This is a genomic window from Micromonospora sp. NPDC007220, assembly GCF_040634035.1.
In the GTDB taxonomy this organism is placed as follows: Bacteria; Actinomycetota; Actinomycetes; order Mycobacteriales; family Micromonosporaceae; genus Micromonospora; species Micromonospora reichwaldensis.
This window is the reverse complement of record NZ_JBEYEU010000009.1, coordinates 106,545-121,470: the sequence shown is the minus strand read 5'-3', so window position 1 is coordinate 121,470 and position 14,926 is coordinate 106,545. Positions and strand designations below refer to the sequence as shown.

Genomic DNA, 14,926 nt, shown 5'->3' with positions numbered 1-14,926 from the left:
CCCCACAGGCGCCCCCGGCCGACCGGCCGGGGGCGCCTCCGCGTCCGGACCCCGCTGTCGGCGGCCGCCCTCCGACACCTCCGGTGAGGCCGTCCCGTCCGTGCCTTCCGGGGTCGGGAAGCAGGGTGCGGGCGGGTTTGGCCGTCGCAGGCGTGAAACTGCGCGTTCGGGGTAATTGCCCGCGCACACTCATCGGGCACGGACGGTCGACGAAGGGTTACCGGGATGGACGGCGATGGCCTGCGGCTGAACATGAACGTCCTGGACTACGGCATCCTGGCGCTCTACTTCGTCACGGTGCTCGGTGTCGGTTTCGCCGCCCGGCGGGCCATCCGGACCAGCGTCGACTTCTTCCTCTCCGGCCGCTCGCTGCCCGCCTGGGTGACCGGCCTGGCCTTCGTCTCGGCCAACCTCGGGGCGTTGGAGATCATCGGCATGGCCGCCAACGGCGCCCAGTACGGCGCGATGACGCTGCACTACTACTGGATCGGCGCCGTGCCGGCGATGGTCTTCCTCGGCATCGTGATGATGCCGTTCTACTACGGCTCCAAGGTCCGCAGCGTGCCCGAGTACCTGCGACTGCGCTTCAACCGCCCCACCCACCTGCTGAACGCGCTCAGCTTCGCCGTCGCCCAGGTGCTCATCGCCGGCGTGAACCTCTACGCCCTGGCACTGATCATGCAGGCGCTGCTCGGCTGGCCGCTCTGGGTCGCCATCGTGGTCGGCGCGCTGATCGTGCTGGCGTACATCACCGTGGGTGGGCTCTCCGGGGCGATCTACAACGAGGTGCTCCAGTTCTTCGTGATCATCGCGGGCCTGCTGCCGATCACGATCCTGGGACTGGTCAAGGTGGGCGGGGTGTCCGGCCTGATGGACGCGGTGCGCGAGTCCAAGCTGGGCGAGGCGGGGCTGCACACCTGGCAGGACACCGGCGGCACCGACAACCCGCTCGGCGCGCACTGGATCGGGATCGTCTTCGGGCTCGGCTTCGTGCTCTCCTTCGGCTACTGGACGACCAACTTCGCCGAGGTGCAGCGCGCGCTGTCGGCCAAGAACATGAGCGCCGCCCGGCGGACGCCGATCATCGCCGCGTACCCGAAGCTGCTCATCCCGGTGGTCACGGTGATCCCCGGCCTGGTCGCCCTGGTGACGGTGCAGGGGCTCGGCGCGGAGAGCGGCGACCTGGTCTACAACAACGCGATCCCGCTGCTGATGCGTGACCTGCTGCCCAACGGCGTGCTCGGGATCGCGGTGACCGGCCTGGTCGCGTCGTTCATGGCCGGCATGGCGGCGAACGTGAGCGGCTTCAACACCGTGTTCACCTACGACATCTGGCAGCAGTACGTGCGGCGGGACCGCCCCGACGACTACTACATCCGCATCGGCCGGTGGGCGACGGTCGGCGGCGTGCTGGTCGGCATCGGCACGGCGTTCATCGCCGCCGGCTTCAGCAACATCATGAACTACATCCAGGCGCTGTTCTCGCTGTTCAACGCGCCGCTGTTCGCCACCTTCATCATCGGCATGTTCTGGCGGCGGATGAGCGCGGCGGCCGGCTTCCTCTCCCTGCTGCTGGGCACCCTGGCGGCGCTGGCCACCTACCTGCTCTACAAGGCCGGGGTGGTGCACTTCAACTCCGACCTGGAGGAGAGCTTCTGGGGCGCCGGCATCGCGTTCGTCACGGCGGCCGTCGTCGCCGCCGTCGTCACCCCGTTCACCGCGAAGAAGCAGGACGAGGACCTGCGCGGGCTGGTCTACGGCATGGGCGCCGTCGACGTGAAGGGCGACCTGCTGACCGGGGACGCCGTCTGGTGGCGCTCCCCGGTGCTCCTCGGCCTGATCGCGGTGGCGCTGTCCCTCCTCCTCTACGTGCCGTTCTTCTAGGAAGGGGCGCTCGGCCATGAGCATGGAAAACCTCAACCCGCACGGGCACGACCGGTCGGTCGAGGCCACCGAGGAGGCCCGCCGCCGTTCGGCCGCCGCGCGGCTGTTCGACATCCGCCGGGTGATCGGTGGCCTCTTCACCGCGTACGGGGCGATCGTCACCCTGATCGGCGTCTTCGACGGCGATTCCGCCGTGCAGAAGGCGCAGGGGGTCCGGATCAACCTCTGGGCGGGTCTCGGCATGCTCGCCTTCGGCGTGCTGATGCTGCTCTGGCAGTGGCGCAATCCGGTCGAACCGCCGGAGACCCCCGACGAGGAGCGCTGAGCCGCCCCGCCGACACCCGGCATGGGCACCGCCCCGCCGGGTACGCAAGCAGGATCAGGAGACCACCTGGCGACAGGAGGGCAGCGACATGACGGATCGTGACCGTGACCGACCGCTAGAGGAGAGCCCGGAGGTGGCCGCGGCGGTCGAGGACGACACCGGCATCCCGCAGCTGAGGACCGGCGGCGGCGCCGACCGCGACACTCCGTCGTTCACCGGGGACCGGTCGGGCGGCGACGAGCTGATCGGCGACCCGTACGCCGCCGGCACCGGCGCGACCGGCACCGGCACGGGCGCGGCCCCGGACGACATCCGTACCGGGGCGGAGCAGCCCTGGGAGCCGGAGGACCTGGTCGCGGCCCGGGGGCAGGACGTCACGCCGGAGAACGTCGAGCGGGCCCGCCGGGACCTGGCCGAGCTGGGCCGCGCGGCGATCGAGAAGACGGTGCCCTGACCGGCGTACGCGAGGGGCCCCCGGCCCGACCGTCGGACGGTCGGACCGGGGGCCCGGGGAACCTGCCGCTGGAGCGCCTCACCTACTGCCAGCGGCGGGTGGGCTCCAGTCTCAGAGCGCCGGGTACGCGTTCTGCATGAGCTGCGTGAACTGCGCCGGGAACCAGGCGCCCGAGATCGGGGCGTCCGGCAGGGCGCCGCTCATGCTGTTGCCGTTGCGGGCGTTGCCGGTGTAGGTCGGGTCGCACATCCGGTCGAAGCCCTTGCCCTCGTTGTTCGGGATCTCCTTGCTGGAGCCGTCCGACTCGCCCGGGGGCTTCACCCAGACGTAGGCGTCGATGCCCGGCTCCGGCGCGGCCTTCGGGCGCTCGCCCAGGCCGGCCCCGGCCTGGTTGCACCAGTTGCCGGCGTGGATCCGACGGTCCACCCGACCGCCGTTGACGTACGTGTCCACGTTGGTCGTCGCGCCCGGGCCGGTGGGCCGGGCGGTGCCGCCCCAGCCGTTGCGGGACGTGTCGATCAGCATGCCGATCTTCGAGTCGAAGCCCTTGGCGACGAGCTCGTTGCGGAACGCCTGGGCGAACGAGAGCTCGTCCACGTAGAAGTTCCAGTCGATCCACTTCGACTGCCGCACGCTGCTGCCGTTGACGTTGTCGGTGATCTTGATGTACGGCTCACGCAGCGCCGAGTAGTTGGCGGTGTTGACGATGAAGCCGTGCACGTTGTTCACGTTGCTGCCGGAGGCGACGGCGGCGTCCTTCAGGATCTGCGCGGTCGGGCTGAAGTTGCTGTCCCAGCCGATCCAGCCGTGGTGGGCGGCGTCGATGTAGTTGTAGACGTTGCCGATCGCGCCCAGCTTCGACAGGGCGTACCCGACGCCGTTGACGTAGGCGCCGTTGGCCTTCACCGTGTCGCACATCGCGGTGCCGCCGGGGTTGCCGGAGGTGTTGGTCACCAGGTTCGGCAGCGAGTCGATCTCGATGATGTTGACGATCCGCAGGCTGGCGTACTTCGGGTCGGCCTGGATCGCGGCGATCGGGTCGATGTACTCGGCCTTGTACCGGGGCAGCTCGTGAGCCTGCAGCTCACCGTTCGAGGCCAGCGCGGCGCAGTCGCGGCCGGGCAGGTTGTAGATGACGAACTGGATGTAGTTCGCCCCCTGCTCGAGCGCCTTGTCCAGGTGGTTCCGGACGCCCATCGCGCCGTTGGAGCTGCTGTCCGGGGTGCCGTTGATGGCGGCGATCCGGTCGATCCAGACGGCGGTCGGGTTGTTCGACACCCGGCTGCCGCCGGAAACGGACTCGGCCTTGGCCTTCCACTCCGGGTTCACGTACCCCTTGGCGTTCAGGTACGGGTTGTCCACCCGCTGACCGGGGGGCGGCGTGGTGGGCGGCGGGGTGGTGGGCGGCGGGGTCGTCGGCGGCGGCGTCGACGGCGGCGGGGTGCTGGGCGGCGGGGTGGTGGGGTTGGTGCCGCCGTTGCAGGTCACGCCGTTGAGCGTGAACGACGTCGGCTTCGGGTTGCTGCCGCTCCAGGCGCCGTTGAAGCCGAGGCTCACCGTGGCGCCGCTGGCCACCACGCCGTTGTAGGACTCGTTCTGCGCGGTGACGTTCTGGCCGCTCTGCGACCAGCGGGCCGACCAGCCCTGCTGCACCCGCTGGCTGCCGTCGGGGAAGGTGAAGCCCAGCGTCCAGCCGTTGAGGGCGTCGCCGGTGTTCTTGATGTTGACGGAGGCGGTGAACCCGCCCTGCCAGTCGCTGGTCGTGTACGACACGTCGCACTGGGTGGCGGCGTGCGCCACGGTGACCGGCAGGGTCACCAGTCCGCCCGCGACCAGAGCGCCCGCGCCACCGAGCGCGAGGGCCCGGCGGGGGCCGGACAGCCTTCTCCACACATTCATGCCACTGATCTCCTTGGGCGAGACCGGATCCGCGAACGGCCCGGCGATAAGGCCCGATGGGCGTCCTGCGCGGACGTCCGCCGGTACCACGGGTTCTTCGGGGGGTGCCCGACCCGGACGGGCGTTTGGTGGTGGTCCGACCGGCGACGATGGGCCGGCCGGGAGGCGGGATGTCGTCCGGCGGACCGGTGCCCTCGACTCCTGCCTGCGCGGTGTGGCTCCCCGAACCGCGTGCAGCGATTCTTGCATGGGAGCGCTTCCATGGCAATGCCTCGATGTGGCAGGGAGCGGCCGGAGGGGACGCCCGGTGCCGGCGGGGCGGACGGGACGGGACGCGACCACCGGCGCGGGCACGCGCCGCGCGACCGGCCCTCCGGGTGCCGGGAGGGCGGGAACCACCCGAGCCGGTCGGGCACGTTACCAAAGCGGCGTAGCTCCCCTACCGCCCTTAGCCTCCATAAATACCAAAACACGAATCTTTCCCTGCATAGCTCGTGAATCGGTCTAACGTCGTCCTTAGCTCGGTTGTCACCGGGCTCGAGGACAACAGGGATGGAGTGACGCAGGTCATGGCAAACAAGATGCTCGGGAAGGTCGTTGCTGGCGCGGCCCTCGGTGGCGCCTCCTTGCTCGTGTTCACGCCGGGGATCGCGTTCGCGGACGGTCACCACGACGACGAGGGCAAGGTCTACGCCAAGCCGCACGTCGTCAGGGCGGGCGAGACGGTCAAGCTGCTCGAGGTCTGCCCGGACCGGCAGGAGCACGCCTTCGTGTGGTCGAAGGTCACCGGCAAGGTCAAGCTCAAGCCGGCCGAGGGCCGCAACGACTGGCGTGGCGGGGAGGAGGACTCCCGCGACCACGACAAGGGCAAGGACCACGACAAGGGCAAGGACCACGACAAGGGCAAGGACCACGAGGACAAGGGCCGCGACCACGAGGACAAGGGCCGCGACCACGGCAAGGACGACAACGGCAAGGACGAGACGCCCAAGCCGCAGCCGTCCGCCACCGCCACCGCCACCGGAGAGCCGAAGCCGCCGACCAACGGCCAGGGTGGCGGCGCCGCCGACGCCGGCGCCGAGGGCGAGCGCGACTGGAAGGGCTACGAGCACGGCCAGGACGCCGAGGGCGACCGCGAGGGCCGCGAAAAGGGCCACGACAAGAGCGACCGCGAGGGCCGCGAGAAGGGCCACGACAAGGGCGACCGTGAGGGCCGCGAGGGTCGCGAGGACAAGTACGGCTCGGGCAGCAACGGCTCGGACGAGTACGACCGCGAGGACCGCAAGGACCACGACGGGAACGGCTCGGACAGCAACGGCTCGGACGAGTACGACCGGAAGGGCCACGACAGCGGCTGGTCGGACGAGGAGTCCGAGGGCAACGGCAAGGACGAGGACCGCTGGGAGCACAAGCGGGACTTCATCTACTACGGCGAGGCCGAGGTCTCCGAGGACGCCAAGCCGGGCCGCTACGAGCTCAAGGGCTCCTGCGGCGAGGGCGAGCTGGTCGTGCTGCCGCGCGGTGGGGTCGACGGTGGTGACGGTGGCGTCGCCGCCGGCACCGACCGGGGCCTGGCCGCCGGTGGGGCGAGCCTGATCGGCGCGGCCGCCCTGGGCGGCCTCGTGCTGATGCGCCGGCGTCGGACCGATGAGTCCTTCGTCTGACATGACGGCGACACCGGCCGGCGGCCGTCACGGGACACCGTGGCGCGCCGCCGGCGCGGCCGTCGTCGTCGTGGTCGCCATGGTCGGCGCCGGTCTGATCGGCGCCTCGGCCAAGACCGGGCCCGCGCCCCGCCCCCCGCAGCCCCTGGCCGCGCCCGCCAGCACCGGGCCGGCGGACGCCGACGTGCCGAACCCCGACGCGGACCCGGACGTCTCCGGCACGGGCCTGGCGCGCTCCGCCCCCACCACGATCGCCATCCCCCGCATCGGGGTCGACGCCTCGATCATGTCGCTCGGCACCAACCCGGACGGCACCGTCCAGGTGCCCCCGCTGGAGCAGGCGCAGCTGGCCGGCTGGTACGAGCCGGGGCCGAGCCCGGGTGAGATCGGCAACGCGGTCATCGTCGGGCACGTCGACTCCGCGGAGATCGGGCCGGCGGTCTTCTTCTCCCTCGGTGCCCTGCAACCGGGCGACACCATCACCGTCACCCGGGAGGACGGGCAGCAGGCCACCTTCACGGTCGAGTCGGTCAAGGCGTACCCGAAGACGGAGTTCCCGACCGAGCAGGTCTACGGTCCCAGCGACCGGCCCGGCCTGCGCGTGGTGACCTGCGGCGGGACCTTCGACCAGGCCGCCGGCAGCTACCCCGACAACGTGGTCGTCTTCGCCTCCATGCCGGCGTGAGCCGGCAACCACGCGGCAGCCTCCACCGGGGGACACGACGCGGCCCGGCCGGTCGGGAGACCGGCCGGGCCGCGTGCCGTACGCGTCAGGCGGCGGCGGAGGTCCGCACCAGGGTGCGGATCTGGCGCAGCAGCACCGACAGGGCGGCGAGGTCCGCCCGGGACTCGTCGAACTCCCCCATCGCCCGCTCGGCGCGGTGGATCGACGTGGCGTTCGACTGCTCCCACTGGAGCACCCGCTCCTGCGGCGACAGGCTGCCGGCGGTGGAGTCGAGCACCTCCGCGGTCAGCGCGGCCAGCGCGGCGTACAGGTCGTAGCGCAGCGCCATCCGAGCCAGCGTCTGCCAGCGGTCCTCACGCGGCAGCAGGGAGATCTTCGACAGCAGTGAGTCGACCCGGAACCGGTCGGAGAGCACGAAGTAGACCGAGGCCACCTCGCCGACGTCCCGCCCGCTGCTCGCCGCGGTCTCCACCACGTCGAGCAGGCCGAAGCTGTACATCAGCCGGGTCGCCTGCTCGGCCAGGTCACGCGGCAGCCCCCGCTCGGTGAGCGAGTCGATGTGCGCCGCGAGGGAGTCCCGCTCGCTGCCGTAGAAGCGCTCCTCCAGGTCGGGCAGGAGCTGGGCCACCCCGTCGCGCAGCCGGGCGATCTCCGCCGGCACGTCGATCGGCGACCGGCGGTTGGTCACCAACCACCGCACCGCCCGGTCGACCAGCCGCCGGGTGTCCAGGTACACGCTGGTCTGCAACTCCGGGTCGACCTTGTTGTCCAGGTCCTCCACCGCGTCCCAGAGCGCGCCCAGCCCGAACACCTCGCGGACCACCACGTACGCCCGGATGACGTCCGCCGCCGGGGCGGCCGTCTCCTCGACCACCCGGAAGACGAACGAGATGCCGCCCCGGTTGATCGCCTCGTTGACCAGCACCGTCGTCACGATGTCCCGGCGCAGCCGGTGCTGGCCCATCCGGTCGGCGAACCGCTCACGCATCGGCGTCGGGAAGTAGTTGACCAGGACGTCGGTCGTCCACTCCTCGTCCGCGAGCCCTTCGGCCAGGATCTCCGTCTCAAGGACGATCTTGACGTACGCGAGCAGCACCGCGAACTCCGGCGCGGTCAGCCCGGACTCGGTCCGCACCGCCATCTCGTCGTCCGGCGGCAGCGCCTCCAGGGACCGGTCCAGCGCCCCCGAGCGCTCCAGATCGGTGATCATCCGCCGGTGCACGGGCAGCAGCGAGGCGGCCTGCGCCTGCGCGTTGTTGATCGCCCGGGCCTGGTCGTAGTTGTCCCTCAGCACCAGCTCGGCGACCTCGTCGGTCATCGCGGCGAGCAGCTCGTCCCGCTCGGGGACGGTCAACGCGCCGTCGGCGACCGCCGTGTTCAGCAGGATCTTGATGTTCACCTCGTGGTCGGAGCAGTCCACCCCGGCCGCGTTGTCGATGAAGTCCGTGTAGATCCGGCCGCCGGTCTGGGCGTACTCGATGCGACCGAGCTGGGTCCAGCCCAGGTTGCCGCCCTCGCCGGCCACCCGGCACCGCAGGTTCCTGCCGTCCACCCGGATCGCGTCGTTGGACTTGTCGCCCACCTCCGCGTTGGTCTGGCTGGAGGCCTTCACGTACGTGCCGATGCCGCCGTTCCAGAACAGGTCGACCGGCGCCGTCAGGATCGCCTTCATCAGCTCCTGCGGCGACATCTGCGTGACGTCGTCGCCCAGGCCCAGCACCGCGCGGACCTGCGGCGAGACCGGCACCGACTTGGCGGTACGCGGGTACACCCCGCCGCCGGCCGAGATCAGTCCCCGGTCGTAGTCCTCCCACGACGAGCGGGGCAGGTCGAACAGCCGCTTCCGCTCGGCGTACGAGGCGGCGGCCTCCGGGTCGGGGTCGAGGAAGATGTGCCGGTGGTCGAACGCGGCCACCAGCCGGATGTGCTCCGACAGCAGCATCCCGTTGCCGAACACGTCGCCGGACATGTCGCCGACACCGACCACGGTGAAGTCCTGGGTCTGGGTGTCGTGACCCATCTCGCGGAAGTGCCGCTTCACCGACTCCCAGGCGCCCCGGGCCGTGATGCCCATCTTCTTGTGGTCGTACCCGGCCGAGCCGCCGGAGGCGAACGCGTCGCCGAGCCAGAACTGGTGCGCCGTGGAGATCTCGTTGGCGATGTCCGAGAACGTCGCCGTGCCCTTGTCCGCCGCGACCACCATGTACGGGTCGTCGCCGTCGTGCCGGACCACGTCCTCCGGCGGCACGATCTCGCCGCTGACGATGTTGTCCGTGACGTCCAGCAGCGCCGAGATGAACTCCTTGTAGCAGACGACCGCCTCGTCGCGGTCCCCCGGCTTCTGCTTGAGCACGAAGCCGCCCTTGGCGCCCACCGGCACGATGACGGCGTTCTTCACCATCTGCGCCTTGACCAGGCCGAGCACCTCGGTGCGGAAGTCCTCCCGGCGGTCGGACCAGCGCAGCCCGCCCCGGGCCACCGGCCCGAACCGCAGGTGCACGCCCTCGAAGCGCGGCGAGTACACGAAGATCTCGAACTTCGGCCGCGGCGCCGGCAGGTCCGGGATCGCCTGCGGGTCCAGCTTGAGCGCCACGTACGACTTCGGCCGCCCGTCGGTGCGCTTCTGGTAGAAGCTGGTGCGCAGGGTGGCCTGGATCATCGTCAGGTAGGCGCGCAGGATCCGGTCCTGGTCGAGGCTGGCGACGTCGTCCAGCGCGGCCCGGATGTCGCCCACCAGCTCGGCGCTGCGCTGCTGCCGCTGCTCGTGGCCGTCCTCGCCGGGCGCGAACCGCACCTCGAACAACTCCACCAGCAGGGCGGCGATCCTCGGGTACGCGATGAAGGTCTGCTCCATGTACTCCTGGGAGAAGACCGTGCCGGCCTGGCGCAGGTACTTCGCGTACGCGCGCAGCACCACGACCTGCCGCCAGGTGAGGCCGGCGCGCAGCACCAGCTCGTTGAAGCCGTCCACCTCGGCCTCGCCCCGCCACGCCGCCGCGAAGGCGTTCTCCACGTGCGGGCGCACCTCGGACAGCTCCTGGTGGCCCTCCGGCAGCCGCAGCCCGAAGTCGTAGAGGTAGACCCGACCGTCGATCCGGTCCACCTCGTGCGGGTGCTCGTCGACCACCTTGACGCCGAGCGAGTGCAGCACCGGCAGCACGGCGGAGAGCATCATCGGCTCGCCGTAGCGGTAGACCTTGAAGCGGACGTCCATCGCCTCGTCGACGTCCGGCCCCCGCCCGCCGGCCCGCGGCGCGAGCTGCTTGCGGAACAGGTGCATCTCCAGCTGGCCGGGCTCCTCCAGCAGCTCCAGCTTCGCCAGGTCCTTCATGGCCTCGTACGGCGTGTGGCCGTCCTTGTAGCCCTCTGGGAAGGCGTCGGCGTAGCGGGTGAACAGGTGCTTGGCCTGCTCGTCGCCGAGCTTGCGCTCCAGCACCAGCCGGTAGTCGTCGTCCCAGAGCCGGGTCGCGTCGGCCAGCTCCTCGGCGAGCAGGTCGGCGTCGATGTCGCCCGGAGTCCTGCTCGGGTCGGTCCGGACGATGAAGTGCACCCGGGCGAGCATCGACTCGGTGACCCGGGTCGTGTAGTCGACCCCGACGCCGTTCAGCTCGCGCAGCAGGATGTCCTGCATCCGCAGGCGGTTCTGGGTGGTGAACCGGTCCCGGGGCAGGTAGATCAGGCAGGAGATGAACCGCCCGTACGCGTCCCGGCGCAGGAACACCCGCAGCTGCCGGCGGCCGGCCATCCGCAGCACCCCGATGACCGCGTGGTAGAGGTCCTCGGTCTTGATCTGGAACAGCTCGTCGCGCGGGTAGGTCTCCAGGATCTGGAGCAGGTCCTTGCCGGAGTGGCTGCGCTGGCTCAGGCCGGAGCGGTCCAGCACCTCGGCCACCTTGCGGCGGACCACCGGCAGCTCCTGCACGCTGGTCCGGTACGCGGCCGTGGAGAACAGCCCCAGGAAACGCCGCTCGCCGATCACCTCGCCGGCCTCGTTGAAGATCTTGAAGCCGATGTAGTCGAGGTAGGCGGAGCGGTGCACGGTGGCCCGCGAGTTCGCCTTGGTGATGATCAGCAGCCGCTTCTCGGTGACCTTGTCGTGCGCCTCGGGCGTCATCGACGACAGCGGCCTGGCATCCGGGGAGTCCTGGCGCAGGATGCCCAGCCCGGTGCCGAGCACCGCCTCCAGGGCCTGGCCGCTGCCCCGCTCCCCGTCCGCGGCACCCGACTCGCCGGTGTCGACCAGCCGGTACTCCCGGTAGCCCAGGAACGTGAAGTGGTCGTGGGCGAGCCAGCGGAGCAGCTCCACCGAGTCCGTGATGTCCTTCTCCGGCACCGGCGGCCGGTTGTCCGACGTCCGCGCGGCGGCCAGCTCGTCGGCGAGGGCGAGGGCGCGCTGGCGCATCTTCGGCCAGTCCTCCACCGCCTCCCGCACGTCGGTGAGCACCCGCTGGAGCTCCCGGCGCAGCCTGTCCCGCTCGGCGGCGTCGCGTACCGGGTCGATCTCGATGTGCATCCAGCTCTCGACCAGGTCGCCGGCGATGGCGTCGTCGGGCTCGACGTCGGCGGAGACCTCGACCAGCCGGCCCAGCGGCTCGCGCCGGACCACCACCAGCGGGTGGACCAGCAGGTGCACGTCCAGGTGGTGCGAGTTGAGCAGGGCGGTCACCGAGTCGACCAGGAACGGCATGTCGTCGGTGACGATCTCGATGACGGAGTGGTGCTGCTCGGCGTCGGGCTCGTGGATGCGCAGCTTCAACTCGCCCGGTACGCGCTGCTCGGCGAGGTCGCGGTGCGCGCGGGCCGCCTCCAGCATCTCCTCGGCGGTGAAGCCGATCAGCTCCTCGTCCGGCGCGAACCGCCAGAAGCGGCTGACCAGGGTCGCCGCGTCGTGGTCGTCGCCGGCGAGCGCGACCGCCTGGGCGACCAGGCGCTCCACGTTGGGAACGGGCTCGTCGAGCTCGTTGTCCTCCACGTCGTCGGCCAGCGCGTCGACGGGCAGGCCCAGATCGTAGAGGGTGTCGATACTCGAACCGGTCATCCCGGTCACTCCTGTGTCGAGCCGGCCGAAGCCGTCCCCGTCGGTCGCCGAATCGAAGCTGTCGTCCCGGCCGGTGTCATCCTGCCGGAGGTCGGGTCCCGGTTTGATCGCCGGACGCCGGTCCATCGGTGCCACTCCCCTCGACCCACCGCATTGTGGGTCACTCTGCCGCCCAGCCTAGGCCCTGCCGTTCCGCCCCTTGCTCGGCGGACCACAGTGCGGACGTCCGGTTCCGGACTTCGTCCTTTCACCCGTTGCGGGTACGAGGTTGGCCGGTTCGGGAGTACCCCGCCACCAGTCGTTCATCACCCGGGCAGCGGCTCTCTTTCCGCACGTCCCGGTGCGGGGGGACGGTGCGGACGGCGCCGCCGTACTAGCGTGCAGGGCAGTTCCGAGATCGGAGATCCGCTTCCATGCGCCTGTCGTACCCCCGCCGCCCCCGCCGCAACCGGCTCCGCCCGCCGCTGGCGCTGCTCGCCGCGACCGCGCTCGCAGCCGGCGCCCTCACCGCGTGCTCGGGCGGTGACGGACCGGAGCGCAGCGTCGACGCGTTCCTGGCCGGCTGGCGCTCGGGCGACCTCCAGGCCGTCGGCCTCGTCGACCCGACCGGCGCCAAGGTGCCGGCGGCCGACGTCGCCCGCGAGCTCAAGGAGCTCTCCGGCGAGCTGGCGGCCACGCCGCCGACGCTGACCCGCCGGGGCGAGGCGAAGGTGACCAAGGACATCGCGACCGCGGTGGTCAAGGTCGACTGGGCCCTCCCGGGCGGAACCCGTTGGGCGTACGAGCGTCCGGTGCGGCTCACCCGCGGCGGCGACGAGTGGCGGGTCATCTGGGAGCCGCAGGTGGTGCAGGAGCAGCTCACCCGGGGCGACCGGCTCGGGCTGCGCCGCGACACCGCCACCCGGGCCGCGGTGCTCGACGCCGCCGGCCAGCCGATCGTGGCGCCCCGACCCGTGGTGCGGGTCGGGCTCCAACCGGGCGAGGTCACGGACCTCCCGGGCCTGACCCGGAAGCTGGACGCGGCCTTCCGGGCGATCCGACCGGCGATCACCCCGCCGGTGGACCTCTCCGATCTGCGCAAGCGGCTCGCCGACGCGGATCCGGGCGCGTTCGTCGAGGTGGTGACCCTGCGCGAGGAGGCGTACCGGCAGATCAAACCACGCATCTACGACCTGCCGGGCACCAAGTTCCGCAGCGACAAGCTCGACCTGGCCCCCACCCGCGAGTTCGCCCGGGCGGTGCTCGGCTCCGTCGACCCGGCCCAGGCCGACGACCTCGCCCAGCACCCCGACCGCTACGAGGCCGGCGACCTGGTCGGCCACGGGGGCCTCCAGGGCCACCACGACGAGCGGCTACGCGGCGCGCCGGGGCTGACCGTGATCACCGAGCGCCCCGGCCCGGACGGCACGCTGGTGCCCACCGGCACCGAGGTGTTCCGCAGCGAGCCGAAGTCGGGGCAGCCGGTCAGGACCACGCTCGACGTGGCCACCCAGAACGCGGCCGACACCGCCCTGCGCGGCGAGAAGCGCCGGGCGGCGCTGGTCGCGGTGCGGATCAGCGACGGCGCGGTGCTCGCCGCGGCCAACGGTCCCGGCGCCGCCGGGGAGAACCTGGCCTTCACCGCCCAGGTTCCGCCGGGCTCCACCTTCAAGATGGTCAGCGCGCTCGGCCTGCTCGACCGGGGCGCGGTCACGCCGGACGCGACGGTGGACTGCCCGAAGACGTTCACCGTCGACGGCAGGCCGTTCAAGAACTCCGACAACTTCGTGCTGGGGCCGGTGCCCTTCCGCACCGACTTCGCCAAGTCCTGCAACACCGCGTTCGCCGCGCTGGCGCCGAAGCTCGGCCCCGACGGACTGGCCGTGACCGGTCGTTCCCTCGGGCTGGAGGGGCAGTGGGACGTCGGCCTCGACGCCTTCACCGGCAAGGTCTCGGCGAACGGCGGGGCGACCGAGCAGGCCGCCGCCGCCATCGGCCAGGGCACCACGCTGGTCAGCCCGCTGGCCATGGCGTCGGCCACCGCGGCGGTCGCCCGGGGTCGGTTCGAACAGCCGAAGCTGGTCCTCGACCCCGCCCCGGCCCAGCCCGCCGCCCCCGGCCCGCAGCTCAAGCCGGAGTCGGTCGAGGGGGTCCGGGCGATGATGCGGGAGGTGGTCACGGCCGGCTCCGGCAGCGCGCTGCGGGACGTACCGGGCGCGCCGGTGCACGGCAAGACGGGCACCGCCGAGTACGACAACAACCCGGCGCACACGCACGCCTGGTTCGTCGGCTGGCAGGGCGACGTCGCGTTCGCGGTCTTCGTCGAGAAGGGCGGAGCCAGCACCGCCACCGCCGTCCCGGCCGCCGAGCGCTTCCTCCGCGCCCTCTCCCGCTGACCAGCCTCACCGACACCGGTCTCGGCACCGGTGGCGGCGGCGGCGATGGCGTTGGCGTTGACTGGCGGCGTCGGGCACCCGTGGGCACCGCCGCTTCGCCGTTCACGCGGCCACGTCCTGGTCGGCGTGGTCCATCACGTGTCGGCGACGGCGACGTGTAGTTGCGGCAGCCTCGGCGGCCCAAGCCGGCCGCACAAAGGGCCGGTCGCCGCACCGGGAGCCCCACCTGCCTGCCGCCAGGAAGCGAGCATTGGTGATCAGGACGCCATGGACGTTACCGGGCGGTTTTAACGTCCATGGCGTCCTGATCACCACTGGATGGCGGGCGTTCCCGCGCAACCGGAGCGACGCTGTGGAGCTGCCCCTACCGACGGGGCAGGCGCCGACGCCCGCCGGGCGCACGCCGGCAATCCACCGGTGGAACACCATGGGTGTCAAAAACCTTCGGTGACACCCCTGGTGTTCCACCCGTCACCTCGCGTCCCACCAGCCTCCGCGACCGAACCCGGCAGGTGGGCCGGCCCTAGAGCAATCGGCCCTGCCTCGACCGCGCCAGTCTCGATCGTCTTGGGCACGTGCCACCAGCCGCCCGGCCGTGACCT

The 14,926-nt window shown here is 71.5% G+C and carries 8 protein-coding genes; 6 read left to right on the top strand and 2 right to left on the bottom strand.

Annotated elements, in window-relative coordinates; genetic code table 11:
• The first annotated feature begins 225 nt into the window (after positions 1-225).
• The 3 genes from ABZ573_RS18485 (at position 226) to ABZ573_RS18475 (ending at position 2,663) form a co-directional block, all read left to right on the top strand.
• A complete protein-coding gene (locus ABZ573_RS18485) occupies positions 226-1,884 on the top strand; it encodes a sodium:solute symporter family protein (protein WP_151453312.1) in 1,659 nt (552 codons plus the stop codon).
• A gap of 16 nt (positions 1,885-1,900) precedes the next feature.
• On the top strand, positions 1,901-2,209 hold the full coding sequence (locus tag ABZ573_RS18480; RefSeq protein WP_151453313.1) for a hypothetical protein: 309 nt from the start codon (positions 1,901-1,903) through the stop codon (positions 2,207-2,209).
• 88 nt (positions 2,210-2,297) lie between these two features.
• Positions 2,298-2,663, top strand: a complete 366-nt coding sequence (locus tag ABZ573_RS18475) for a hypothetical protein (protein ID WP_151453314.1) — start codon at positions 2,298-2,300, stop codon at positions 2,661-2,663.
• Between the two features lie 111 nt (positions 2,664-2,774).
• Here ABZ573_RS18475 and ABZ573_RS18470 read toward each other — a convergent pair whose 3' ends face one another.
• Entirely contained in the window at positions 2,775-4,562 is a 1,788-nt protein-coding gene (locus tag ABZ573_RS18470; protein ID WP_358119328.1) for a glycoside hydrolase family 6 protein, read from the bottom strand.
• Between the two features lie 569 nt (positions 4,563-5,131).
• On the opposite strand from ABZ573_RS18470, the gene ABZ573_RS18465 reads away from it, so the two are divergent.
• Together ABZ573_RS18465 and ABZ573_RS18460 are read left to right on the top strand one after the other, a co-directional pair.
• Positions 5,132-6,226, top strand: a complete 1,095-nt coding sequence (locus tag ABZ573_RS18465) for a hypothetical protein (protein WP_358119325.1) — start codon at positions 5,132-5,134, stop codon at positions 6,224-6,226.
• A 1-nt stretch (position 6,227) separates the two neighbouring features.
• Entirely contained in the window at positions 6,228-6,911 is a 684-nt protein-coding gene (locus ABZ573_RS18460) for a class F sortase (RefSeq protein WP_358119322.1), read from the top strand.
• An 85-nt stretch (positions 6,912-6,996) separates the two neighbouring features.
• Here ABZ573_RS18460 and ABZ573_RS18455 read toward each other — a convergent pair whose 3' ends face one another.
• Positions 6,997-12,075, bottom strand: a complete 5,079-nt coding sequence (locus ABZ573_RS18455; RefSeq protein WP_151457063.1) for an NAD-glutamate dehydrogenase — start codon at positions 12,073-12,075, stop codon at positions 6,997-6,999.
• A 287-nt stretch (positions 12,076-12,362) separates the two neighbouring features.
• On the opposite strand from ABZ573_RS18455, the gene ABZ573_RS18450 reads away from it, so the two are divergent.
• Positions 12,363-14,324: a penicillin-binding transpeptidase domain-containing protein gene (locus ABZ573_RS18450; protein WP_358119319.1), complete on the top strand. Its 1,962-nt coding sequence runs from the start codon at positions 12,363-12,365 to the stop codon at positions 14,322-14,324.
• The last annotated feature ends 602 nt before the right edge of the window (positions 14,325-14,926 follow it).

What these genes read in the sequence shown, in the direction of transcription:
- ABZ573_RS18485 (WP_151453312.1), top strand. Translation starts at nt 226, where the DNA reads ATGGACGGCGATGGCCTGCGGCTGAACATGAACGTCCTGGACTACGGC.
- ABZ573_RS18480 (WP_151453313.1), top strand. Translation starts at nt 1,901, where the DNA reads ATGAGCATGGAAAACCTCAACCCGCACGGGCACGACCGGTCGGTCGAG.
- ABZ573_RS18475 (WP_151453314.1), top strand. Translation starts at nt 2,298, where the DNA reads ATGACGGATCGTGACCGTGACCGACCGCTAGAGGAGAGCCCGGAGGTG.
- ABZ573_RS18470 (WP_358119328.1), bottom strand. Translation starts at nt 4,562, where the DNA reads ATGAATGTGTGGAGAAGGCTGTCCGGCCCCCGCCGGGCCCTCGCGCTC.
- ABZ573_RS18465 (WP_358119325.1), top strand. Translation starts at nt 5,132, where the DNA reads ATGGCAAACAAGATGCTCGGGAAGGTCGTTGCTGGCGCGGCCCTCGGT.
- ABZ573_RS18460 (WP_358119322.1), top strand. Translation starts at nt 6,228, where the DNA reads ATGACGGCGACACCGGCCGGCGGCCGTCACGGGACACCGTGGCGCGCC.
- ABZ573_RS18455 (WP_151457063.1), bottom strand. Translation starts at nt 12,075, where the DNA reads ATGGACCGGCGTCCGGCGATCAAACCGGGACCCGACCTCCGGCAGGAT.
- ABZ573_RS18450 (WP_358119319.1), top strand. Translation starts at nt 12,363, where the DNA reads ATGCGCCTGTCGTACCCCCGCCGCCCCCGCCGCAACCGGCTCCGCCCG.